Genomic DNA, 24,128 nt, shown 5'->3' with positions numbered 1-24,128 from the left:
TCAAACAGATTGATTACAGTTTGAAGTCGTCCAGAGATTTACCTTCATCCAGTGCTTTTTTAAGAGCGCTTGGAGTACGGCCTTGGCCTGTCCAGGTTTTCTCTTCACCGTTTTCATCGATGAACTTGTATTTAGGCGGGCGAGCTGCACGCTTAGTTTTTGCTTTACCGATGTTTGCCATCAGTTCTTCAGGATCAATACCATCAGCCAGTAGCATATCTCGGTATTGCTTCAGTTTTTCTTCGCGCTCTTTTTCTTTCGCGATTTCTTCCGCTTCTGATTCTTCACGTTCATCAACCACGGTCTGAAGTTTTTCCAGGGCTTCTTTCAGCTGCTCCAGTGAATATTCGCGAGCAAGTGCACGAAGACTACGAAGGTTTAATAGCGCTTTCATTGCATCAGACATTTCAAATTTCCTGTTGGCGTTATACTAATTATTAGTGAGTCACTTTATATCTGCAATAGTAATACTTTTTAAACCCAACTGCCAAATAAAAATGTCAATTTACATTATTAATCAGGCGGTTTTTTATACTTGTTCTTTATCTTTAATCAATGAATGGTGTCCCCATTCGTTTTTTTGCTTGTTAATAAAATGGGTAAGTGCGAATATTTTAACTTGCTGTAGTGCTAATAATTTCATATTAAATTACAGTATGTTTTTGGTGTAAATGTAAGTAAATACAGAAGATTAGTGCAGTTGTATTAACTCAAAGTAGCAGATATTGGCTTTCTGTAGTTGCAAATCAGATAACAAAAAGTAGAATACGCGATTCCTTGACTAAGGGTAGAGGTGCATTATCTATCAGTAACTGGCGGGAGGTGACCCCGAGGAACGTCAGTGAAAGGAGCTAATGCCGAAGTAAGGCTGGTCTGTCAAATCACCTTGCTGGGGTTGTCACCGAAAGGGACAACACTGCCATAGTAACTTACAATTAACTATGGAGCGCTACTGTGGGGTCTGGAGGGACAACAGTTTCTTTCCTATATCGCTTCCCATCACGGTTGACATTGGTACCGTGTTTAACAGTAGATCTCCAACCACGATCGGTTGTAGTAGAGATCATGAACCTAGTAGATTTTTCCCAATCCTCCATTTCCATCTTGCCGCCCCTTGTGGCGTTGAGCCTTGCTATTCTCACTCGACGAGTTCTTCTCTCGCTGGGTATTGGCATTTTGATCGGTGCGTTATTACTGACTGATTTCAGTATGTTCAATACTGTCTCTTATTTGAGAAACAAAATTGAAGGGCTGTTTATAGATGGCGATAGCATCAATACCTGGAATATGAGTATTGTTGCTTTCTTGCTTTTATTAGGAATGACCACAGCGTTACTGACGCTCTCTGGCGGTACGCGTGCCTTTGCACAATGGGCGCAAACTAAGATTAAAAGTAAACGCGGTGCAAAACTTTTAGCGGCTTTTCTTGGCGTGTTTATTTTTGTCGATGATTATTTCAACAGTCTGGCAGTGGGTTCGATTTCCCGGCCTGTTACCGACCGCTTTTATGTTTCCCGTTCAAAACTGGCTTATATTCTGGACTCCACTGCCGCACCTATGTGTGTACTGATGCCTGCATCCAGTTGGGGGGCATATATCATTACAGTGGTGGGTGGCATTCTGGTTTCACATGGTGTGACTGAGTATTCTGCGTTAAGTGCTTTCATGCAATTGGCACCGATGAATTTTTACGCTGTGTTTGCGCTGCTGATGGTATTTGTTGTTGCCTGGTTCCAATTAGATGTTGGTTTGATGAAAAAGCATGAGGTTCAGGCAAGTCATGCTCGCGGGTTTGACAATGATGAAATGCACGCTGAAGCCAAAGATTTGAACGATGAACTTGAAATAGAAGAAAGTGAAAATGGAAAAGTGGGCGATCTCATTATTCCTATTCTGGTGCTGGTGGCAGCCACATTATTCTTCATGATCTTCACCGGCTATCAGAGTTTGCAGGCTGACGGTAAGACGTTTTCTATTCTCGGCGCATTTGAGTCTACCGATGTCGGTGCCTCTTTGTGTTACGGCGGCCTGTTGGGGTTATTATCGGCACTGGTTGCCGTTGGACGTCAGGCCATTCCGGTAAAGCACATTTTGCATGCTTTGTGGATTGGTGCTAAATCCATGTTCGGTGCTATTCTTATTCTGTTTTTCGCTTGGACTATCGGTAGCATAATCAGTGACATGGCAACAGGTAAATTCCTGTCGACTTTGGTACAGGGCAACATTAACCCTGTCTGGTTACCTGTGATTCTGTTTCTGCTGGCCGGCATTATGGCTTTCTCGACCGGTACGTCCTGGGGCACGTTTGGTATCATGCTGCCGATAGCTGGCGATCTGGCCGCGGCAACGGACATCAGCCTGATTCTGCCTATGCTCAGTGCGGTACTGGCGGGGTCCGTATTTGGTGATCATTGTTCACCTATCTCAGACACCACCATACTGTCTTCAACGGGCGCACGCTGTAACCACATAGATCATGTGTCAACTCAGTTACCTTATGCATTATCCGTGGCGCTCGTCTCTGCGGTAGGTTTTACCGTCTTAGGGATGACAGATTCTCTGTCGGTGTCTTTCGTGGCAGCGATGGCCGCTTTCTTACTGGTCTGTATCTGCCTTGGCTGGATTGCCAAACGCCCGCTGAAAAGCGCGTAAGAGAAGTCTGAATAATATCCCCGCCTAACATGGCACTAAACCGGCTTGGTACGCACTGAGCCGGTTTTTTTTATTTCTGTGTACGGTAAGTCACCGAAAAGTGGCTTCACCGCATGAAGCTGGGAGCCAGGCTTCCATTTCACATTTTTCTTCGGTAGCATCTTGCGACATTCAGAGTGATGCGGAAAGCCTGATGGCGCAAATGTATTTTTATTACTCGGCGATGAATGCCGGGAAGTCGACGACGCTGTTGCAGTCGTCGTTCAATTACCGTGAACGCGGTATGTCACCGGTTATTTTTACCGCGGCGATTGATAACCGGTTTGGTCAGGGTAAGGTCAGTTCGAGAATTGGCCTGTCTGAAGAGGCTGAGCTGTATAGCCCGGAAGATAACCTGTGGGATAAGTTGTCTCAGATGAACGGGCTATCACGCGTTGATTGTGTGTTAATGGATGAATGCCAGTTTCTGACAAAAGCTCAGGTGCACCAGTTAACTGAAGTGGTGGATAAACTGGATATCCCGGTACTTTGCTATGGCCTGCGTACCGATTTTCGTGGTGAGCTGTTTGAAGGCAGTCAGTACCTGCTGGCCTGGGCCGACAAACTGGTAGAACTGAAAACTGTTTGCCATTGCGGCCGAAAAGCGAACATGGTGATTCGTCATGACGCGTCAGGTAATGCGATTGCGGATGGCGATCAGGTCGAAATTGGTGGTAATGACAGATACGTATCGGTTTGCCGTAAGCATTATAAAGAAGCGATGGATCAAGCTCGCCAGGCTGCGAAAAGCGCCTGCTAATAAAGTACACGCAAAATGCAAGCACAATAAAAAGGAAGCTGTTGACGCTTCCTTTTTTAATGGGTTGTCGCAGGGTTAACCTTTGTGTCTTTCCTGAAGCTTGGCAATCACATCAGACAGACTCAGCCCCTGATCCTGAAGCAACACTATCAGGTGATACATCAGGTCGGCAGATTCGGAAATCACTTCCTCCTTATCACCCGCCGTTGCCGCAAGCGCGACTTCAACGCCTTCTTCGCCCACCTTCTGCGAAATCCGCTTGGTGCCACGCGCGTAAAGGCTGGCGGTGTAAGAAGATTCAGGATCGGCGCCTTTACGGGCTGCCAGCACTTGCTCCAGTCGGTGAAGAAACACCAGATCAGGGGCGGCGGCACTTTCACCGTTGTCTGTGCTGCCCTTATCGAAGCAGGTGGTTGTGCCAAGGTGACAGGTGGGACCAATAGGCTCGGCGCTGACCAGGAGGGTGTCCTGATCACAGTCGAGCTGAATCTGCTTAAGTTGCAGCACATTGCCGGATGTTTCGCCTTTGGTCCAAAGCCGCTGTTTGCTGCGAGACCAGAAGGTCACCTGGCGGGTATCCAGCGTTTTGCTGAGGGCTTCATCATTCATGTAGCCCAGCATCAGCACCTGGCCACTGCGGCTGTCCTGTACCACGGCAGGAACCAGACCATCGACCTTGTCCCAATTAATTTCACTGCTCAGGCTCATAGTCGGATCTCCACCTGTTGTTGTTTAAGGTATTGTTTGAGTTCGCCAATATTAATGATTTGCTTGTGGAAAACCGAAGCGGCCAGTGCGCCGTCAACTCTGGCGATAGTAAAGGCATCGGCAAAATGCGCCATTTCACCAGCGCCGCCGGAGGCAATAAGCGGTACTTTGCAAAGGTCACGAACCCGATTTAGCTGAGTCAGATCATAACCCTGGCGAACACCATCCTGGTTCATCATGTTCAGCACGATTTCACCTGCCCCGCGGCGTTGCACTTCCTCAATCCAGTCAGCGGTTTGCCATTGGGTGACCTGAGTGCGGCTCTCATCACCGGTAAACTGGTAAACCTGGTACTGCCCGGTTTTGGCATCAAAGTAAGAGTCGATACCCACCACGATACACTGTACGCCGAATTTATCGGCCAGCTCAGTGATCAGTGCAGGGTTTGCCAGCGCCGGCGAGTTGATAGAAATCTTATCCGCGCCATATTGCAGAATTTGCCGGGCATCGTCGGCAGATTTAATGCCACCTGCGACACAGAACGGAATGTCGATGACTTCGGCGACACGTTCGACCCAGCTTTTGTCGACCACCCGGCCATCGCTGGACGCCGTAATATCGTAGAAAACTAACTCATCAGCCCCTTCTTCGGCGTAGCGTTTTGCCAGCGGAACTATGTCGCCAATGATTTCATGATTGCGGAACTGAACGCCCTTTACGACCTGGCCGTCACGAACATCCAGGCAGGGAATAATACGTTTTGCTAACATGTCTGGCTCCTAATCATTCGTTCCAGCAGGCAAATGCCTGTTCTGCGGTAAATTTACCATCCAGCAGGGCACGGCCGACAATCACACCGGTAACGCCTGTGCCTTTCAGCGCAGCAATGTCGTCCAGTGACCCGATACCGCCGGATGACTGGAACTGAACGTCCGGGTACTGGGCACAGAGGTCGCGGTATAGATCGACATTAGAGCCAGCCAGAGTGCCATCGCGGGAGATATCCGTGCACAGAACATGCTTAAGGCCCACGGTGCGGAAGTCTTCAATCAGGGCTTCAATGGTGACGCCTGAATCTTCCTGCCAGCCGGAGACGGCCACTTTGCGCTGGCCGTTGTCATCAATGTTGACGTCCAGCGCCAGTACGATACGCTCCGGGCCGTACTTTTCCATCCAGGCCTTAACGACTTCCGGTTGTTTTACTGCAGTTGAACCAATCACAACACGCTGCGCGCCGGCATCCAGTAAATCAGCAACATCTTGCTCACTGCGAACGCCGCCTCCAATCTGGATATTGGCTGGTGTGCTGGCAAGCAGGGTGCGAATTAAATCGAGCTGACGAGCTGAAGTGTCTTTCGCGCCAGTCAGATCAACCAGGTGCAGCCAGTCAGCCCCTGCCTGATGATACAGCGCAAATTGTTCTGCAGGATTCACTTTATACTCGGTCACCTGACCGTAATCGCCCTGAAACAGGCGGACGACCTGACCATCTATTAAATCGAGTGCGGGAATAATCATAACCAGTCCTTGTCGTCCTACATATCGAGAAAGTTTTGAATCAGTTGCGCACCGGCTTTACCGGAGCGTTCAGGGTGGAACTGAACCCCGTAGTAATTGCCGCTTTGCACTGCTGCAGTAAAGGGCTGGCCGTATTCACAGCTGGCTATCGTTCTGCCTTGCTCGGTATTAAACGCTGGCATGGCGTAACTGTGGACGAAATAAAAATAGCTGCCAGCAGGAATGCCTTTGAACAGGGGGTGACCCTCTTCCGGGGTAATGGTATTCCATCCCATGTGCGGTAAGGGCAGTTCACCGGTGCGCATTTTCTGCACCGGAGCCGGACAGAGTTTCAGGCACGGCACTTGTTCCGTACCATTCTGGCCTTGCTCTTCTGAGTAGTCGCCCAGCAGTTGCATGCCTAAACAGATACCCAACAAAGGCTTGTCGACCTGGCTGATCAGTGTGATAAGGTCGCGTTCAGCCAGGTTTCTCATGGCTTCACTGGCTGTACCTACGCCGGGCAGGAAGAGTTTATCTGCCGCCAGCACAATGTCAGGATCCCGGCTGACGGTAACCGGATAGCCCAAACGTTCAATGGCAAATCGCACGGATGAAACGTTGGCGCATCCTGTATCAATGATCACAACTTTCTGTGTTGAATCAGTCATTACAATACCCCTTTGCTGCTCGGCAGCTCGTTGCCTTCCACTTTTATGGCCTGGCGCAAGGTACGGCCAAAGGCTTTAAACAGGCTTTCAACGATGTGGTGATCGTTGTTGCCATCGGAAGAAAGGTGCAGCGTGCAGGCCAGTGTATCGGTCAGGGAGCGAAAGAAGTGCGGGACCATTTCTGTTGACAGATCACCAACATTTTCACGGCTGAACTTGGCATCGAATTTCAGATAGGGGCGGCCGGACAAATCCAGCGCACACTGAGCCAGGCATTCGTCCATTGGCAGGCTGAAGCCAAAGCGACCTATGCCGCGTTTGTCGCCCAGCGCTTCTTTCAGCGCCTGGCCCAGTGCCAGCGCGGTATCTTCCACGCTGTGGTGATCATCAATGTGCAGGTCGCCATCCACTGTCAGGATGAGCTGGAACCCGCCGTGAGTGGCAATCTGATCCAGCATGTGATCGAAAAAGCCCAGACCGGTCTGAATCAGGTTGCCGCCGGACTGATCCAGATTAACCTTCACTCTGATATCGGTTTCTTTGGTTTTGCGGACTACTTCAGCAATGCGTGGGCGAGTGGTAAGGTCGGCCACAATTTGCGCCCAGCCCAGGTTTTCACGCTGGTACTGGATACCCTGGATAGCCATGTTACTGGCCAGCTGCAGATCGGTCTGACGATCGCCGATAACGGCAGAGGTGGCAAAATCGACCCGGCCCTGTTGCAGGTAGTCTTTAACCAGGCCAAGCTTTGGCTTGCGGCAACTGCAGTTGTCGTGTTCAAAGTGCGGGCAGATCAGCACGTCATCGAAGCGAACTCCCTGAGACTCGAAAATGGCCATCATCATATTGTGCGGGGCATCAAAGTCAGCCTGCGGGTAGCTGTCTGTGCCCAGCCCGTCCTGATTGGTCACCATGACCAGTTTGTAGCCTGCCTCTTGCAGTTTTAGCAGGGCAGGGATGACGAATGGCTCAAGCTCAAGTTTGTCCAGCCGATCGACCTGAAAGTCTACCGGCGGTTCGGCAATCAGCGTGCCGTCGCGATCAATAAAGAGAATTTTTTCCTTGCTCACAATAGAATCCTTCCAAATTACGAAATCTTTTCCAGCTGAGTGCGGATGAAGGCCAGCGTCTTCTCGCACTCATCCCGGCTGCCAATACTGATACGGATACAGTTATCAATCGGAGAGCGGCGCAAAATAATGCCGTTATCCCACAGGGCTTTGAACAAGGCATCACCGTCAGGAAAACGCACCAGCAGATAGTTACCATAGCCGTCGTATACCGTCACGCCGGGTAACATACTCAGCCCTGCCTGCAGGTAAGCCCGGTTGGCGCTCAGGTCGAGCACCTGAAACTTGGTTCTGGCCAGACCGGCGGGCGACAGGGCCTGGACCGCAATATCCGCCACAGGGACAGGTACCGGGTAAGGCGCAATGACTTTCAGCAGCAAATCAATCACTACAGAGTTCGCCAGCGTGAAACCACAGCGCAGGCCAGCCAGTGCAAAAGCTTTAGACAGGGTACGCAGGATCACCAGATTCGGGAACTGGGCCAGTAAATCAACGGTCGAAGCTTCCGGACAGAAATCGATATAAGCTTCATCCATTACCACCAGCGCTTTGTCTTGTGTCATGTTCAGCAGCTCAATAATGTCATCACGACGAATGAGATTACCAGTCGGATTGTTGGGGCTGCAGACAAATACCAGTTTGACGCCGTCCAGATTATCGGCAATAGAAGGTAAATCCAGCTGCCAGTCCGCAGTCAGCGGTACCTGCTTAACGCCTACATCAAAAGTTTCCGCGCTGATACTGTACATGCCGTAAGTCGGCGGGCAGTAAAGAATGCTGTCTTGCTTAGGCTCACAAAAAGTGCGGACCAGCAACTCAATGCCTTCGTCAGCACCGCGAGACGTCAACACCTGGGATGTCTCCACACGCGCATAATCGGCATAGGCCTGAATCAGCGCTTCTGGCTGGCAGGAGCTGTAGCGGTTCAGGCGATCACACTGAATCTTGAATTCATTGACGAACGGCGACTCGTTGGCATTCAGCCAGATGTCACCACTGCCACCAAGGCGGCGTGCTGACTGATACGGCGTAAGATCGCGAATGGTTTTACGAGCCAGTAATTCAGGGTTCATCTTAAGCCTCTTTCAACGTCGATGAGCGTGATTGTTTGATTTTTTCTACCCGGATGCTGACGGCACGACGGTGTGCGTCCAGACCTTCTGCGGTAGCCATGGTTTCTACAGTCGGAGCCAGTTCAAGCAGGCCATCGGCACTGAGTTCCTGCACCGTCATACGCTTGGTAAAATCGGCCAGGCCCAGGCTGGAGTATGTTTTGGTATAACCGTATGTGGGTAGTACGTGGTTAGTGCCTGAGGCGTAATCGCCAACGGATTCCGGCGACCAGTGGCCCAGGAAAATAGAGCCTGCGTTATCCAGCAGGGGCACTAAATCACGTGGATTGCGGGTCTGGACAATCAGGTGTTCAGGCCCGTAGTGATTAGAGATAGACACGCACTGAGTGATGCTGTCGGCAATGATCATCAGGCTCGAGCCGAGTGCCTGACGGGCAATATCGGCGCGGGACAGTGTGCTGAGTTGTTGTGCAATGGCATCCGCGACACGGTCAGCAATACTTGGCTCAGGCGTGACCAGTACAACCTGTGAGTCTGGTCCGTGCTCTGCCTGACTGAGTAAATCAGCCGCGATAAAATCCGGGTCAGCGCCACTGTCGGCAATCACCATGACTTCAGACGGGCCGGCTGGCATGTCAATGGCGGCGCCGTTGAAATCGTTGCTGACTTGACGTTTGGCTTCGGTAACAAACGCATTTCCTGGGCCGAAAATTTTGTCGACTCTGGATACAGATTCTGTGCCGTATGCCATTGCAGCGACAGCCTGCGCCCCACCGATATTGTAGACATCGGTAATGCCGCACAGTTGGGCGACATACAGGATCTCATCGGCGATAGGCGGGGGCGAACAAAGCACCACACGCCGGCATCCGGCAATTTGTGCCGGTACGCCCAGCATCAATACAGTCGATGGCAAGGGTGCACTGCCGCCCGGAATGTAAAGACCAACGGCATTAATTGGCCGGGTGACCTGCTCACAGATTACACCGGGTTGTGTTTCAACCTGAAGCGGCTTGGCTTTTTGCGCTTTGTGGAACTTGGCGATGTTGGTATAAGCCTGCTGCAGCGCTTGCTTCATCTGCTCTGACAGTCTGTCAGAGGCGGCCTGAATTTCTTCCTGTCTGACTGTGATGGATTCCGGACGGACTTTATCGAATTTTTCTGCCAGTTCCAGCAAGGCCTCATCGCCACGTTGACGAACATCGGTAATGATGTCTTTGACAATGGCCGTTACATTCTCGCCTGCTGTGATGGCCGGACGTTGCAGTAACGATTCACGCTGCTGTTCACTCAGAGATTGCCATACAACCGTTTTCATGGTCTTTACTCCATCATTTTCTCAATGGGCAGAACGAGAATTGAGCTGGCGCCCAGTGCTTTTAATTGTTCCATGGTTTCCCAGAACAGATTTTCTGAGCTGACAAGGTGAACGGCAACCCGGCTCTTGTCGTGAGACAGTGGCAGAACGGTAGGGTCTTCTGCGCCAGGCAGTAAAGCTGTCACTTGTTCCAGGCATTCAGTCGGTGCGTGCAGCATGATGTATTTTGACTCTTTGGCCTGAATCACACCTTGCATACGGGTTAACAGACGCTCGATCAATGCTTGTTTATCAGCGCTGAAATCACCAGAACGCTGAATCAGTACCGCTTTAGACTGCAGGATCACTTCGACTTCTTTCAGGCCGTTGGCTTCGAGTGTCGCACCGGTAGAAACCAGATCACAGATGGCATCGGCCAGACTGGCACGAGGGGCGACTTCGACAGAACCATTTAGCATACAGGTGCTGAACGTCACACCCTGTTCTGTCATGTAGCGTTTCACCAGTTGCGGATAGGTAGTGGCAATGCGCTTACCTTGCAGATCTTGCGGGCCTTGGTATTCCTCGTCTTTATCAATCGCAATAGACAAGCGGCAGCCACCGAAATCCAGACGGCGCAGCATTTCATAGTGGCTGGGTTCACCTCGCGCTGCACGCTCAAGCCCGACTTCTTCCAGTTCATTCTCGCCAATGAAACCCAAGTCGACGACACCATCCATGATCAGACCGGGAATGTCATCATCACGAACCAGTAGTAAGTCGATAGGCATGTTTTCACAGTGAACCACAAGGCGCTCACCGATTAGGTTAAATTTTACACCACAGCGTTTCAGGAGATCTTTGCATTCAGTGCTCAGTCGTCCTTTCTTCTGGATAGCAATGCGTAGTCGTTGTGTTTGCATGATGACATTCCCTATATGCTTAATTTATTTTTTAATTTCAATGCTAAAACGAAAAACCCCCGGAAGAGTTATCTTCCGGGGGTCTGAATGCTGCTTATATGTAGCGACCGCTGGAAGAGGCGAATTGTCGTCTTCCAGAGTGAGGCGTATCCTCCTGAAAGACTAATCAGGATGATGATGGTGGTGTAGGTTTACCATTTGGATACGCATAATTATGTACTCTGTCTAAATCATTATTGACTGTGGACTTGCTATTCACACTAACCAAGCTAAGGCGGTTTTGCAATAGTTAATTAGTACATTTTGAAAATTTCTTCGTGCTGCATGCCGCCATTGAGATTGGCTTACAGACAGCACTTTTTAAACTTCTTGCCGCTACCGCACGAACAGGGATCATTTCGGCCAATTTTCATCGGTTCGGCTGCTTCCGGATACTCACCGTCTACATAGAACCATTGCGGACTGTTTCCGACCATTTCACGTAAAAAGCGTGACTTTTCGTGCAGGCAATAGTCTTGGTTATCGTCACGGTAAAAGGCTTTGAATTCAACATAGCCTTCTGTATCACTGGCGATCCGGCTGCTGATAACCTCAAGCCCAAGCCATTCACTATTGACGGAGTCTGCGATGGCATCCCGGTATTGTTCTGCCTGGCAACTGGGATGGTAAGTCGCGACGACAAAATCGACTAATCCCAGAACATGCGCGCTGTATCGGGCACGCATAAGCTGCTCAGGATGGTGAGCCTCTGACGGATGCTGATGGACAGGCTGGCAGCAAAGGGACAAAGGTTGTTGGCTGCCACAAGGGCATAATTGTGTGTTCGTTATCATTTATTGCAGTTCTTCTATGCTGGTCACCCATTCTAAAGATTCCAGATAGCGGTTAGCAACATGTTCACTCGCCAGACCCAATTTAGCGCACATGGTATCTACCTGGTCCCAGTCCGCATGATCATAGGCACAGACCAGTGACAGCAGATATCCCAGTTTGCCGCTGCGGCGAATCAGGGCGTCCTGAATGCTGATATCGAGCGGCAGCATAGGGATCAACACATCAAGCGGCTGATCAAGCAGCGAATCCAGCATCGAGAAAAGCCCCGTCAGGAAAGCACGGTTACCATTTAATTTCGGTGAAATATCAGCAGCCAGCAGTTCACACAAGTGAGCCCGTTGTAAAGACAGGCAGTACAGTGATGGCGGTTTATCACGGGTAACGTGCGAGGTCGCGACAAAACTGATAAAGCGGCGGAGCCTTTCTTCACCCAGATAAATGAGCGCCTGCTTAAATGAAGAGATAGGGACGGCACGGTTTGATGTGATGGCATTCACATGGCGTAACAATTTGTACGATAGGGACAAATCGGTCGCAATGATCTCTTCCGCCTCATCAAAGTTCACGACATCCTGGCAGATTTGCTGATAGAGCCGCAGGGTGGTCAGCGCGGAAGGGCTGAGGGTCTTTTGCTGCATCATTTCGGGCTTGCTGAAAAAGTATCCCTGAAACAGATGAAATCCCGCTGCTTTGGCTTCTTTAAATTCGGCATAGGTTTCCACTTTTTCGGCCAGAAACTGAATTGGCTTGTCTTTGTGGCGGCGAATAAAGAATCGCGCTTTATCAATAGGTGTCAGCTGTAAATCAAATTTAATGATGTGGACGAAAGGTAAAAACCGGTTCCATTCTACGCTCGGATTAAAATCGTCCAGTGCTATCTGGTAGCCACGCTGATAAAGGTCCTTTACCGTTTCCAGAAGTGTGTCTGAGGGGATGCAGTCTTCCAGCACTTCAATAACAAAAGTATGGGATGGGAAAAGAAGAGGCGTGCCTTTAAGCAGGCTTTTTTCAGGGAAATTGACAAAGGCGAGCTTGCCACTGCATACATCGTTTGAACCGTTAGAGAAGAAATTGTCCAGTAACAAGCGATTTGTTGCCTCTTCGGGCGGCACATCCGGAAAACAATTTTTGGGCCCGTCGCGAAAGAGCAATTCGTAGCCAATGGTCGTTTTGTCGCGATCTAAAACGGGCTGCCGGGCAAGATAAGAATACATGATATCAGCACTGTTTATGGTTATCGTTGTGTTGGCGAGGGCTTGCATTGCCAGTGATTCTCTTTGGTGAATAGTCCGCATGACAGGAGTGAGCCAGTATATTACTAATAATTATCACTGTTGCGTAACATTAGCAGTAGAATTTTCCACTGGCTGTGACCTTTCGCTGAGAAATTGCGCGGCTTGTGATCTTAAGCCCAAAAGATAGGGTTGATAAGTAAAAGTAATGCCCGGTGCTGACCCGAATTCAGTCTCTGGTTATGAATCACCGGGTTATGCGTGGGTTTGAGTATGTGTCACTGATTTTGTTCTGCCATTCTGAAGCTGCGCGTTTGAAGCTGACAGCCTGCAGGTGTGCAGAGCAAAACGGAGCCCTGATCATACCAGTCTCCCAGTACGGTTCGCGTGGCATGTTGACCATCAATGGTTAAATCATGAACGGCCGGACGATGGGTATGGCCGTGTATCATATGGCTCACCTTGCGTTCTGACATCAAGTCAATCACAGCTTGCGGCGTCACATCCATGATGTCATAGGATTTCATTTGATTGTTGCTACTGCTGCCAGAGCGCATCTTGCGGCCGACAGCCTGGCGCCATGCCAGAGGTAAGCGTAAAAATAGCCACTGAATAAATGGGTTATGGACTTTTTTTCGGTAACGCTGATAGCTTTCATCCAGGGTACACAAAGTGTCACCATGCAAAATCAACGTTGGCGTACCGAACAGGTCAATCACTGTGTGTTCTGGTAATAACTTGACGCCCGTTTCACGGCTGAATTGCTTGCCGATCAGGAAATCACGGTTGCCGTGGATGAAAAAGCAGGGCACACCAGAATCCGTCAATGCTTTGAAGGCACTTTTGATCTGGCGGTGAAAGGTATTGTCATCATCATCACCAATCCACATTTCAAACAGATCACCCAACACATAGAGTGTGTCGCATTGGGTTGCTTCAGTTGACATAAAGTGCAGAAAACAATCGGTAATATCAGGGCGATCCGCACTCAGGTGCAAATCAGCTATAAAACATATGGTCATAAGTATTGAGACAGGTGGCCGGTGTGAGCGGCCACCTTGGCAGGAAATTATTCTTCGATGGTAACAGAATTGATGACAACTTCTTCAACCGGCACGTCCTGATGGACATAACCCCAGTTACCTGTCGCAACCGATTTGATCTTGTTGACGATATCCATACCTTCGACCACTTCACCAAATACGCAGTATCCCCAACCATCTGGTGTTTCAGATTTGAAATCCAGGAAGTTGTTGTCATTGACGTTGATGAAGAATTGAGAGCTTGCGGAATGTGGCTCCATGGTGCGGGCCATCGCGATGCTGCCAGTTTTGTTGCTCAAACCATTGTTAGCTTCATTCTTGATGGGTGCGCGGGTTTCTTTTTCAACCATGCCAGACGCCATGCCGCCGCCCTGAACCATGAAGCCGTCAATCACACGGTGAAACAGCGTACCATTGTAGAAACCGTCACGGCAGTACTGCAGGAAGTTCGCACTGGTTTCCGGAGCTTTTTCTGTGTTGAGCTGGATTTTAATATCACCAAAAGTGGTGTGAAGCGTTACCATGAGCTTATCCTTAACTGGAGTGTATTGCTTTAAACCCTGAATTCTAACGAACTAAGGCAAAGCGTCAATACAGTTTATATAGGTGAACCAAGTTAATTCTATAACTATAGAAGAGGGTTGGGATTGGTAAAATCGGTAGTGTGGCCGTTAACCATGCCAATCGCGCTGAACCTAGCATCTTGAGGCGACTTGGGTATAATCAGCCCTTTGAATCGTAACCCCTGAAATGAGTAATTATCAGACATGTTAAAGATCTATAACTCACTGACTAGACAAAAAGAGGAATTTAAACCCATAGTGCCAGGTAAAATCGGCATGTACGTCTGCGGGGTTACTATTTACGATTTATGTCACATCGGCCACGGCCGTACCTTTGTTGCATTCGACGTGGTGTCACGCTACTTGCGTTACAGCGGCTATGATCTGACATTTGTCCGTAATATCACAGATATTGACGATAAAATCATTAAACGCGCGGCAGAAAACGGTGAAAGCTGTGATTCTCTGACAGAGCGCCTGATTGGCGAAATGTACGCCGATTTTGATGCCTTGGGCATGGCGCGTCCGGATATTGAGCCTCGTGCAACCAAATTCATTCCTGAAATTATTGCGCTGTGTCAACGTCTGATCGAGCGTGGTTTCGCGTACGTCGCAGATAACGGCGATGTCATGTTTGAAGTCAGTAAATTTGACGAATACGGTAAGCTGTCTGGTCAGGATCTGGAGCAGCTGCAAGCCGGTGCACGTGTCGACATTGAAACAGCAAAACGCAGCCCGCTGGATTTTGTACTGTGGAAAATGTCCAAGCCGGGTGAGCCGACCTGGGAATCGCCATGGGGTCCTGGCCGTCCGGGCTGGCACATAGAATGTTCTGCGATGAACTCTGCCATTCTGGGCGATCATTTTGATATTCACGGCGGCGGCTCTGATCTTCAGTTTCCGCATCACGAAAATGAAATTGCACAATCCTGTTGTGCCCATGATACCCAGTATGTGAATACCTGGATGCACAGCGGTATGGTCATGGTTGATCGTGAGAAAATGTCCAAATCACTAGGTAACTTCTTTACTATTCGTGACGTACTTGGGCATTACGACGCTGAAACTGTTCGTTATTTCCTGATGTCAGGTCATTATCGCAGCCAGCTTAATTACAGCGAAGAGAACCTGAAGCAAGCGCGTTCCGCGCTGGAGCGTCTGTATACGGCACTGCGTGGCTTGGATACGGACGTTGCCGCACAGGGTGGTGAAGCCTTTGTCGCACGCTTTACCACGGCCATGGATGACGATTTTAATACACCGGAAGCCTACTCTGTGATGTTTGATATGGCGCGTGAGATTAACCGCCTGAAAGGTGAAGATCTGCAGGCGGCCTCAGCGCTCGGTGCTCAGTTGCGTGAACTGGGCGAAGTACTGGGACTGCTGGCGCAGGATCCAGAAACCTTCTTACAAAGCAGTGCTAAGGCAGATGATGTGGCTGAGATTGAATCTCTTATCCAGCAACGCCTGGATGCCCGTGCTGCCAAAGACTGGGCAGCTGCAGATGCCGCCCGTGATACCTTGACTGCAATGGGCATTATTCTTGAAGATGGCCCGCAAGGCACGACCTGGCGTCGTAAATAACCGTTTATCGGATCATGGCAAAACTGAATGAGAAAGCCCTCTTGCGAGGGCTTTTTTGTGCGTGCTGATCCGGCTTCGTTATTCTGAAATCATTTTGAGACAGGTGCAGAGACGACCCTGTCGTCGGGATGGGCGAGCTCGCTGCCGCAGTGCTTACAGAAGACAGCATCGGGTTCATGCCCTGAGCGTGAGCAGTTCATGCATTTCACCAGGGTTCGGTGTAACTGACTCTGATGGCCAATTTCTGCCGTGATAATACCGGTGGGGATGGCAATAATGGAGTAACCCAGCAGCATAGTGAAAGAGGCGAGTGTTTTGCCGAGATCTGTCTGAGGCACCAGATCACCATAACCTACAGTAGTTAAGGTCACTATAGCCCAGTAAATACTGTAAGGAATGCTGGTAAAACCATGCTCCGGCCCTTCAATGACAAACATGAGTGAACCAAACACAGTGACCAGTATTGCGACCGTAGTGAAAAAGATAAAAATCTTACGGCTGGATTGTAACAATGACCTCAGCAGCAAATTAGAATCCTGCAGATAGCGGACCAGCTTTAGTACCCGAAATATGCGCATTACTCTCAGTAACCGGATGACCATCAGGTAATGGGCGGCCGGGAAAAAAAACACCAGATAGGTCGGTAAGATAGCGAGTAAATCGACAATGCCGTAAAAACTGCGGGCATAGGCGGCCGGCTTGGGAGAGCAGTACAGCCTGAGCAGATACTCAAGCGTAAAGATCAGCGTAAACCCCCATTCCATCAGGTAGAACACCTGTCCCCACTCCTGGCTTATCGGACTGATAGACACGAGCATCAGAACAATGATTGATGCCAGTATGGTCAGAATTAATGTGATATCAAATGCTTTGCCCGCCGGGGTGTGGGTGCCAAATATGGTGATGTAGAGTCTTTCTTTTAGTGTTGAGTGGGACATAAATAACATCTGAGCGATTGAAAAATAAAGCATACTTAAGAGTCGCGGCCTTTGCCAGAGCCATTTCCGCGCTGTGTGCACCTGCTGCCGGTAAGAGCTGACTCAGTTGACAGCAGCAGGGAGAAGACAAGGTTGGCTGCTTCTATTTCACTGTTTTTCTTTGTTATTCCTGCTTTCTCTACTAGGTTTATGCTCGGTGTTGCTTATTGGCAGTAAAAAAGTCATACAGTGACATTGTCGTTCTGAGCGTTACTGGATTAGGCTTTATGTGGTGTGAATACTACCCAGAAAGGGGTATGGACCGGTAGCCGTTAAGTTGAGCCAATCCGCTGTCTCTTTGTGAATAAAAATTACCAAAATGAAATTTATTTTCATGGTGGCGAGTGTGTAAACATTTGTTTTGTGAATGATTTCAATTGGGTTGCTTTTTAAATAATTGACTTAATTGCTTTTTTCTGGGTAGTGACATCGTGTTGATGTGTGCATTTAGTATGATCCAGATCAAGCCTCACCTGGCAATGAAGTCATAAAATCAGTTTTGAAAGCAATTTACTAAGTGTGCTCAATCGGCGATAAGCGATCTCATGGCAAGGAATCTGAGAGGTATCCTTACTAAAAAGTTTTCAATCTTAAAGTTAGGAGTTTGACTATGCCTGTAACGAATTTGGCAGAACTCGATGCAATGGTTGCCCGTGTTAAAGCCGCACAGAAGATTTTTGCCACTTACTCGCAGGAGCAAGTAGACAAGATTTTCCGTGCCGCCTCACTGGCGGCAAACAATGCCCGTATTCCTCTGGCCCAGCAAGCCGTACAAGAGTCCGGTATGGGAATCGTTGAAGACAAGGTGATCAAAAACCACTTTGCCTCTGAATTTATTTACAACAAATACAAAGATGAAAAGACCTGCGGCATTCTGGAAGAGAATGACGAGTTCGGCACTATCACCATCGCAGAGCCTGTCGGTATTATCTGCGGCATTGTGCCGACGACCAATCCCACCTCAACGGCTATTTTCAAATCCCTGATTTCACTCAAAACCCGTAACGGTATTATTTTTTCTCCGCACCCACGGGCGAAAGCATCCACCAACGCAGCGGCGAAACTGGTGCTGGATGCCGCTGTTGCGGCTGGCGCACCCAAAGATATCATTGGCTGGATTGATCAGCCTTCGGTTGAGTTGTCCAATGCCCTGATGAAACACCCGGATCTTAACCTGATTCTGGCCACTGGTGGTCCGGGCATGGTGAAAGCCGCATACTCGTCAGGTAAGCCGGCCATTGGCGTCGGTGCGGGTAATGTGCCTGTGGTGATTGACGAAACGGCCGATGTAAAACGTGCGGTGGCATCTGTGCTGATGTCTAAGACATTTGATAACGGCGTGGTGTGTGCCTCAGAACAGGCCGTGATCGTGATGGATGAAATCTATGACGAAGTGAAGGCGCGTTTTGCCAGTCATAAAGGTTATGTACTGAACAAGGAAGAAGCCGATAAAGTACGCAAAGTCATCTTGATTGAAGGCAGCCTGAATGCCGATATCGTGGGCCAGCCAGCTACAAAAATTGCTGAAATGGCAGGGGTGTCAGTGCCTTCCGATACTAAGGTGCTTATTGGTGAAGGTGATGCCATTACTATTGATGAAGAGTTTGCCCACGAGAAACTGTCACCAACCCTGGGGATGTTCCGTGCCAAAACCTTCGAAGATGCAGTAGATATGGCCTGCAAGATGGTTGATCTTGGCGGTATTGGTCACACCTCGGGCTTGTACACCAACCAGGATATCAATGAAGATCGCATTAAGTATTTTGGCGACAAGCTGAAAACCGCGCGAATTCTGGTCAATATCCCGACTACCCATGGCGGTATTGGTGATCTGTACAACTTCAACATAGCGCCATCATTAACCTTAGGCTGCGGTTCATGGGGTGGGAACTCTATCTCTGAAAACGTAGGGCCTAAGCACTTAATTAATAAGAAAACAGTGGCGAAGCGAGCTGAAAATATGCTGTGGCACAAACTGCCTAAGTCCATCTATTTCCGCCGCGGCAGCCTGCCTGTGGCACTGACGGATCTGGAAGATAAGAAACGTGCCTTTCTGGTGACTGACCGTTTTCTGTTTAACAACGGCTATGCCGATGAAGTGATGACGTTACTCAAAGCACAGGGTATAGATGTCCATGCTTTCTACGATGTGGAAGCCGACCCAACGCTGACTATCGTCAAAAAAGGTGCAGAAGCAATGAAGAGCTTCCAGCCTGATGTGATCATCGCACTGGGTGGTGGTTCGCCGATGGATGCCGCGAAAATCATGTGGGTAATGTATGAGCATCCGGAAACCCACTTTGAAGAGCTGGCAATGCGCTTTATGGACATCCGTAAACGTATTTATAAGTTCCCTAAAATGGGTAAAAAAGCGGAGTTGGTGTGTATTACAACCACTTCAGGGACGGGGTCTGAAGTGACACCGTTTGCGGTCGTCACCGATGATGAGACAGGCGCGAAATACCCGCTGGCGGACTATGAGCTGACACCTCAGATGGCAATCGTTGATGCCAATCTGGTGATGAACATGCCAAAATCCCTGACTGCGTTTGGTGGTTATGACGCAGTGACCCATGCGTTGGAAGCCTATGTCTCTGTGCTGGCAAACGAGTATTCAGATGGCCAGGCATTGCAGGCACTGCAACTGCTCAAGCAATACCTGCCTTCCAGCTACGCGAACGGTGCGAAAGACCCGATTGCCCGCGAGAAAGTCCATAACGCGGCCACTATCGCTGGTATTGCATTTGCCAATGCCTTCCTGGGAGTGTGTCACTCTATGGCGCACAAAATCGGTGCTGAGTTCCATATTCCGCATGGTCTGGCAAACGCCTTGCTGATAGCGAATGTGGTGCGTTATAACGCCAACGACAATCCAACCAAGCAGACGGCTTTCTCTCAGTACGACCGCCCGCAAGCTCGTCGACGTTATGCTGAAGTGGCCGATCACCTGGGCCTTTCACAGCCCGGCGACCGTACCGCACAGAAAATTGAACGTCTGCTGAGCTGGCTGGATGAACTGAAAGACGATTTGGATATTCCTAAGTCAATTCAGGCAGCAGGAGTCTCAGAGTCTGACTTCCTGGCAAAACTGGATGAGCTGGCTGTTGAAGCCTTTGATGATCAGTGCACCGGAGCGAACCCGCGTTATCCGCTGATTGCTGAGCTGAAAAAGGTGCTATTGGCTTCTTACTACGGAAAGGCGTATGTAGAAGGCGAAACTTTTGAAGGCACGACTGTGATTAAGAAGAATGCAGATCAGAAACCTGCAGAGGTCATTCAGGTGGCACCCGCAGCCAGAAGCAAAAAGGTTGCAGCCAAGGCTTGATAACCTATTGGTTGAGTGAAACAAAAACCCGCCGAATGGCGGGTTTTTTAATGCCGTCTGACAAAATCTGCCTATGGCGTTAGTGATTGCTGAAGTGACGGCTTCAAACCACTTCTGCTTCAATCATTCTGCCATTGAAATAGTCGTTCGAGACTATGTACTCAGCACTACGGGCAATTTCATACTGCATGGGCAGGCTGAGCAGTGTGCTGGGAGGCAGATCTTGCCGCTCATCAAAGATCAGCGGGAAAACACCACCGACACGAATTTTGTACTGCGCCAGTTCTTTGGACCAGCTTTGAGTAAAGCCTGCCAGCATAGCTTTGGAGCTGCTGCTCAAAGGTATGGGATTATCCGGCCTGCAAGCGGCTAAATTGATGATCACACCAGACTGATGATGTTCGCGCATATAGTTTGCGGTTTGTTTACCAAAGGAAAGAAACGCCGATGTGCCTTCTGTCATCAGCTGGCAGAATTCTTCAACTGAGGTCTGGGTCAGCAGCATGGGAATATCGACCCCCAGCCAGCAATTGATCAGTACATCGATTTTTCCGTACTGTTCGTGTACCGCTTCAATGGCACTGGCAATAGTGGCTTCTTTATTGTCGGACAGACACAAGGCGTAACATTCACTGCCTTTGGCTAAGCATTCCTGATGGTTGATGTGCAATCGTTCACTGTCTGTATCTACCAGGGCTATCCGTGCGCCTAATGAGGAGAAATGGAACGATGCAGCTTTTCCTAATGGGCAGCCTGCAGCAGTAATAAGAATAACTGAGTCTGCAATATTCATAGCGCAATCTTCCTATATGTGGATACCGAGAAGTCGTAACAGCAATGACGGTTTAAACCATCTTCACCCTCACTATTCAATAAACTAATAACACCCTGATAATGTTAAATCTTAGTTAAGTGCGCAGGTAAAGCGGCATTGAATTGTTTGGCCTATGACGCTTGTCACGAAATTTAGTACTTTGTGAGATGTCGCGGAAAATTTACTTAATTGACTGAAAAATAACGAAAAGAAAAGGTGATATTGATCAGCAGACCTTAGCAACGGCGCCATACATTTCAGCGGAACGTTTGGCCCGGATAAGGTTAAGGTAGAGATCCTGCGGGGATCCTTTGAGGGGTTCCGGCTGGGTGGGCGGCAGACGGCGGCGCTCATGCCCGGACAGATTATGGTACAGCTCTTCCGGCAAGCCTTTAGTGTCTTGAGGGGGAAACGTCATCGCGATGGGTTGCAACGAGCTGAGTAAGCGGGTTGCGGAAAGACCACCATAATGGAACGCTCTTGACTGCTCTGCACCGCGGGGGTAGCAGAACTCGGATGTCGACAGTGGTGCAGGGTCTTGCAACTCGAAATAGGAACGCAGTTGTTCTTCTGATGTTGCAGGGGGGAGTGGTTTTTCGGTCGGCGTGGTTTCCAGATAATCCGGCGACAACATAGCCAGCATCAGTGCGAAGTCAGATCGGCGCCCTTGCTCAACCGCGCGGTTGAGCTGGTTACCAAGCTGCACTTCACTGATAAGCTGTGCTTTGTCTATGGTATGGATTTGCATGGAGTCCGACAGAAATTAAAACCAGTGTTATCTCTATCGGACAGGCAGTGAAAATCTTTAGGGGTAATGGCTATCAGATGGCTAATTATTAACCGATTGAATCAATGGCGTGTTTCATGCGCGATATCGCCAGTTCCAAAGTCTGACTGGTACAGCCAAAATTCATTCTGACAAATCCGGAATGGCCAAAATCAGCACCAGGCGAGAAGCCAACACCGGCGGCTTCAAAAAAGGCATGCGGGTTTGCCACAGGCAGGCCGGAGGCATCAATCCAGGCCAGGTAGGTCGCTTCAATTGGCTGCAGTTTGAGCCCCGGCATGCTGTTGATAGCTGTCATCAGCCTGTCTCTGTGCTGACGCAGATAGTGCAGCTGGCTGTCGAGCCAAGGTTGGCAATCACGGTACGCGGCTTCGGCGGCGGTATAAGCCAGCACATTGACCTCAGGGACTATGCCGGCCCGTGTACGGTTGAAACGGCGTCGCAGTTCGAAATTGGGAATGATTGCCATTGATGCGCCAAGTCCGGCAATGTTAAAGGTCTTGCTCGGTGCTATCAGGGTGATGGAGCGCTGGGCAGCATCTTCATCCAGACTGGCAAAGGGAATATGGCGGGCGTTTTCATCCAGGATCAAATCACAGTGGATTTCATCGGAACAAACATACAAGTCATGCTTTTTGGCAAAATGGTGCAGGGCATTGAGTTCCTGTCGTGTGTAGACGGTACCGCCGGGATTTAAGGGATTACAGAACAGCAGCAGCTTGCTTTCTGGCGGGAGGTCAGTCGCCTCTAAATCCATCAGCCAGCGCCCTTGCTGTAATGTCACGGGGGAATAAGCCAGCGGGCGTGATGCGTATTTTGCTGCGGTAAAGAATTTCGGGTAAACCGGCTTGGGACTGACGACAGCCTGATGTTGCTCGGTACAGGCGCGAACAGCCAGATTGAGACCACATACCAGACCGGGTAAATAGACAATCCATTCCGGTTTGATCTGCCAGTTATAAAGCGTTGCCATGCGCTCAACGAGTACCTCGCTGAGTGATTCAGGCACTGAGCCGTAGCCAAAGACACCGTGCTCGACATGCTGGTGGAGGGCGCGTGTAATCGCATCCGGTACTCTGAAGTCACTGTCTGCCACCCACATAGGCAGGACATCCTTTCCCTGATACTTCAGCCACTTTGTACTGTTACTGTTGGTGCGATCCACTGGCTGGTCAAATAAACGCAGGATCTCTGACATAGGTTCTCCAATAACCAATTGAAATCAATGACTATGATGACTTAGCTATTATGCGCCTAATTGGCCTGAAGAAGAAAGCCCCGGCAGGAAGCCGGGGCGATTGTAAGATTCAGAACAGCGGCTTAGCACCAAACTGCTCGGCGGCATAGGCGACGCGTTCAGCCGGCGTGGGCATCTTGGACGGTGTGCCCAGACTTTCGATGTGATGAAGGCGTGGAAGCAATCCGCAGCCATTGGCTGTCTGGATCGCAAGGCCCGGTCGGGCATTAAGCTCCAGTACCATAGGGCCTTTGACTTTATCCAGTACCATGTCAGTACCCAGATAGCCCAGCCCTGTCATTTCCCAGGCACTGGCTGCCAGTTCCAGTAACTTCAGCCAGTTGGGTACGGTGAGCTCGCTGAGCAACCTTTCAGTGTCCGGGTGACGCTCTACCGGCAGGTTAAACTGCACCGCACGAACAGCTTTGCCGGAGGCGATATCAATACCGACCCCGACGGCGCCCTGGTGGAGGTTGGCTTTGCCGTCAGAGGCTGCGGTAGAACATCGCATCATGGCCATGACAGGGTAACCTTTAAATACGATCACGCGTATGTCCGGCACGCCTTCAAAGCTGAACCCGTCGAAGACATTATCAAACTGGATCAGGTTTTCAACCATGGCAACATCATTCTTGCCGCCGAGCGAAAAGAGCCCGGCCAGGGTGTTGGTGATGTGCCTTTCTACATCCTGCTTATTAATAACAGCCCCGGACGGTTTGGTGTATAAACCGTTTTCATGCTTGATAATGACAAGAATGCCTTTCCCGCCAGAACCCTGAGCCGGTTTGATAACAAAGCCCGGCCAGTCACGCACCATGTCGTGGATCTCTTTAACATGCACCTGACTTCTGATCACCCCAATCAGTTCAGGTACGGTTGCTCCCGCACGCTGGGCGATGATCTTGGTTTTCAGTTTATCATCAACAAGCGGGTACAGACTGCGGTCGTTATAACGGCCGATATAGCTGTGATTGCGCTTGTTCATGCCCATGATGCCGCGTTCGCGCAGACGCCACGGCGTAGTATAACGCGATAAAAACAT

Annotated in this window: 22 protein-coding genes, 1 riboswitch and 1 other annotated feature; of the genes, 4 read left to right on the top strand and 18 right to left on the bottom strand. The window is 49.7% G+C overall.

What is annotated here, in order from left to right:
* Positions 1-13 precede the first annotated feature (13 nt).
* Positions 14-406: an H-NS family histone-like protein gene (locus D6M16_RS07550; protein WP_027253473.1), complete on the bottom strand. Its 393-nt coding sequence runs from the start codon at positions 404-406 to the stop codon at positions 14-16.
* A gap of 374 nt (positions 407-780) precedes the next feature.
* A riboswitch (Lysine riboswitch) is annotated at positions 781-960 on the top strand.
* Between the two features lie 105 nt (positions 961-1,065).
* Here D6M16_RS07550 and D6M16_RS07545 point away from each other — a divergent pair.
* Both D6M16_RS07545 and D6M16_RS07540 read left to right on the top strand, forming a co-directional pair.
* Complete coding sequence (locus tag D6M16_RS07545) at positions 1,066-2,652, top strand: Na+/H+ antiporter NhaC family protein (RefSeq protein ID WP_120511269.1); 1,587 nt, start codon at positions 1,066-1,068, stop codon at positions 2,650-2,652.
* Between the two features lie 193 nt (positions 2,653-2,845).
* On the top strand, positions 2,846-3,451 hold the full coding sequence (locus D6M16_RS07540; RefSeq protein ID WP_120511268.1) for a thymidine kinase: 606 nt from the start codon (positions 2,846-2,848) through the stop codon (positions 3,449-3,451).
* A 75-nt stretch (positions 3,452-3,526) separates the two neighbouring features.
* On the opposite strand, the gene hisIE is transcribed toward D6M16_RS07540, so the two are convergent.
* The 12 genes from hisIE to D6M16_RS07480 form a co-directional block, all read right to left on the bottom strand.
* Positions 3,527-4,159, bottom strand: a complete 633-nt coding sequence (hisIE, locus tag D6M16_RS07535) for a bifunctional phosphoribosyl-AMP cyclohydrolase/phosphoribosyl-ATP diphosphatase HisIE (protein WP_120511267.1) — start codon at positions 4,157-4,159, stop codon at positions 3,527-3,529.
* Positions 4,156-4,929, bottom strand: a complete 774-nt coding sequence (gene hisF, locus D6M16_RS07530) for an imidazole glycerol phosphate synthase subunit HisF (RefSeq protein ID WP_120511266.1) — start codon at positions 4,927-4,929, stop codon at positions 4,156-4,158. Before hisF ends, hisIE begins: the two co-directional genes overlap by 4 nt.
* 13 nt (positions 4,930-4,942) lie before the next feature.
* Positions 4,943-5,677 (bottom strand): 1-(5-phosphoribosyl)-5-[(5-phosphoribosylamino)methylideneamino]imidazole-4-carboxamide isomerase, encoded by a 735-nt coding sequence (gene hisA / locus D6M16_RS07525; protein ID WP_120511265.1) that lies wholly within the window; start codon positions 5,675-5,677, stop codon positions 4,943-4,945.
* Positions 5,678-5,694: 17 nt separating this feature from the next.
* A complete protein-coding gene (gene hisH, locus D6M16_RS07520) occupies positions 5,695-6,327 on the bottom strand; it encodes an imidazole glycerol phosphate synthase subunit HisH (RefSeq protein WP_120511264.1) in 633 nt (210 codons plus the stop codon).
* Complete coding sequence (gene hisB, locus D6M16_RS07515) at positions 6,327-7,397, bottom strand: bifunctional histidinol-phosphatase/imidazoleglycerol-phosphate dehydratase HisB (protein ID WP_420812210.1); 1,071 nt, start codon at positions 7,395-7,397, stop codon at positions 6,327-6,329. Before hisB ends, hisH begins: the two co-directional genes overlap by 1 nt.
* Before the next feature lie 17 nt (positions 7,398-7,414).
* Positions 7,415-8,470, bottom strand: a complete 1,056-nt coding sequence (gene hisC, locus D6M16_RS07510) for a histidinol-phosphate transaminase (protein WP_120511263.1) — start codon at positions 8,468-8,470, stop codon at positions 7,415-7,417.
* Position 8,471: 1 nt separating this feature from the next.
* The gene (gene hisD / locus D6M16_RS07505; protein WP_120511262.1) at positions 8,472-9,788 is read right to left on the bottom strand and encodes a histidinol dehydrogenase; all 1,317 of its coding nucleotides are present in this window, start codon (positions 9,786-9,788) and stop codon (positions 8,472-8,474) included.
* A gap of 5 nt (positions 9,789-9,793) precedes the next feature.
* On the bottom strand, positions 9,794-10,690 hold the full coding sequence (hisG, locus tag D6M16_RS07500; RefSeq protein WP_120511261.1) for an ATP phosphoribosyltransferase: 897 nt from the start codon (positions 10,688-10,690) through the stop codon (positions 9,794-9,796).
* Between the two features lie 47 nt (positions 10,691-10,737).
* Positions 10,738-10,877 (bottom strand) — a sequence feature (His leader region).
* A 157-nt stretch (positions 10,878-11,034) separates the two neighbouring features.
* On the bottom strand, positions 11,035-11,523 hold the full coding sequence (locus D6M16_RS07495) for a YchJ family protein (protein WP_120511260.1): 489 nt from the start codon (positions 11,521-11,523) through the stop codon (positions 11,035-11,037).
* Complete coding sequence (locus tag D6M16_RS07490) at positions 11,524-12,738, bottom strand: EAL and HDOD domain-containing protein (RefSeq protein ID WP_120511911.1); 1,215 nt, start codon at positions 12,736-12,738, stop codon at positions 11,524-11,526. It lies immediately after the preceding gene.
* 296 nt (positions 12,739-13,034) lie between these two features.
* On the bottom strand, positions 13,035-13,778 hold the full coding sequence (gene lpxH, locus D6M16_RS07485; protein ID WP_120511259.1) for a UDP-2,3-diacylglucosamine diphosphatase: 744 nt from the start codon (positions 13,776-13,778) through the stop codon (positions 13,035-13,037).
* A 47-nt stretch (positions 13,779-13,825) separates the two neighbouring features.
* Complete coding sequence (locus tag D6M16_RS07480) at positions 13,826-14,323, bottom strand: peptidylprolyl isomerase (RefSeq protein WP_120511258.1); 498 nt, start codon at positions 14,321-14,323, stop codon at positions 13,826-13,828.
* A 243-nt stretch (positions 14,324-14,566) separates the two neighbouring features.
* Between D6M16_RS07480 and cysS the strand changes: the two genes are divergently transcribed.
* Positions 14,567-15,946 (top strand): cysteine--tRNA ligase, encoded by a 1,380-nt coding sequence (gene cysS, locus D6M16_RS07475; RefSeq protein ID WP_120511257.1) that lies wholly within the window; start codon positions 14,567-14,569, stop codon positions 15,944-15,946.
* Between the two features lie 89 nt (positions 15,947-16,035).
* On the opposite strand, the gene D6M16_RS07470 is transcribed toward cysS, so the two are convergent.
* Complete coding sequence (locus tag D6M16_RS07470) at positions 16,036-16,884, bottom strand: ion transporter (protein WP_120511910.1); 849 nt, start codon at positions 16,882-16,884, stop codon at positions 16,036-16,038.
* Between the two features lie 649 nt (positions 16,885-17,533).
* Here D6M16_RS07470 and adhE point away from each other — a divergent pair.
* A complete protein-coding gene (adhE, locus tag D6M16_RS07465; protein ID WP_120511256.1) occupies positions 17,534-20,248 on the top strand; it encodes a bifunctional acetaldehyde-CoA/alcohol dehydrogenase in 2,715 nt (904 codons plus the stop codon).
* A gap of 103 nt (positions 20,249-20,351) precedes the next feature.
* Here the strand turns inward: adhE and D6M16_RS07460 are convergent, their stop codons facing one another.
* The 4 genes from D6M16_RS07460 to D6M16_RS07445 form a co-directional block, all read right to left on the bottom strand.
* Positions 20,352-21,041 (bottom strand): SDR family oxidoreductase, encoded by a 690-nt coding sequence (locus D6M16_RS07460; RefSeq protein WP_120511255.1) that lies wholly within the window; start codon positions 21,039-21,041, stop codon positions 20,352-20,354.
* 247 nt (positions 21,042-21,288) lie between these two features.
* Positions 21,289-21,810 carry a VC2046/SO_2500 family protein gene (locus tag D6M16_RS07455; RefSeq protein WP_120511254.1) on the bottom strand — a complete coding sequence of 174 codons (522 nt, stop codon included), beginning with the start codon at positions 21,808-21,810 and terminating at the stop codon, positions 21,289-21,291.
* An 88-nt stretch (positions 21,811-21,898) separates the two neighbouring features.
* Positions 21,899-23,047, bottom strand: coding sequence for a MalY/PatB family protein (locus D6M16_RS07450; RefSeq protein WP_120511253.1), 1,149 nt, complete (start codon positions 23,045-23,047; stop codon positions 21,899-21,901).
* 109 nt (positions 23,048-23,156) lie between these two features.
* Complete coding sequence (locus D6M16_RS07445; protein WP_120511252.1) at positions 23,157-24,128, bottom strand: alpha-L-glutamate ligase-like protein; 972 nt, start codon at positions 24,126-24,128, stop codon at positions 23,157-23,159.

The organism is Photobacterium salinisoli (assembly GCF_003614885.1).
Classification (GTDB): domain Bacteria; phylum Pseudomonadota; class Gammaproteobacteria; order Enterobacterales; family Vibrionaceae; genus Photobacterium; species Photobacterium salinisoli.
Note: the sequence above shows the minus strand (reverse complement) of the source record. Positions and strands in the feature narration are given on the sequence as shown.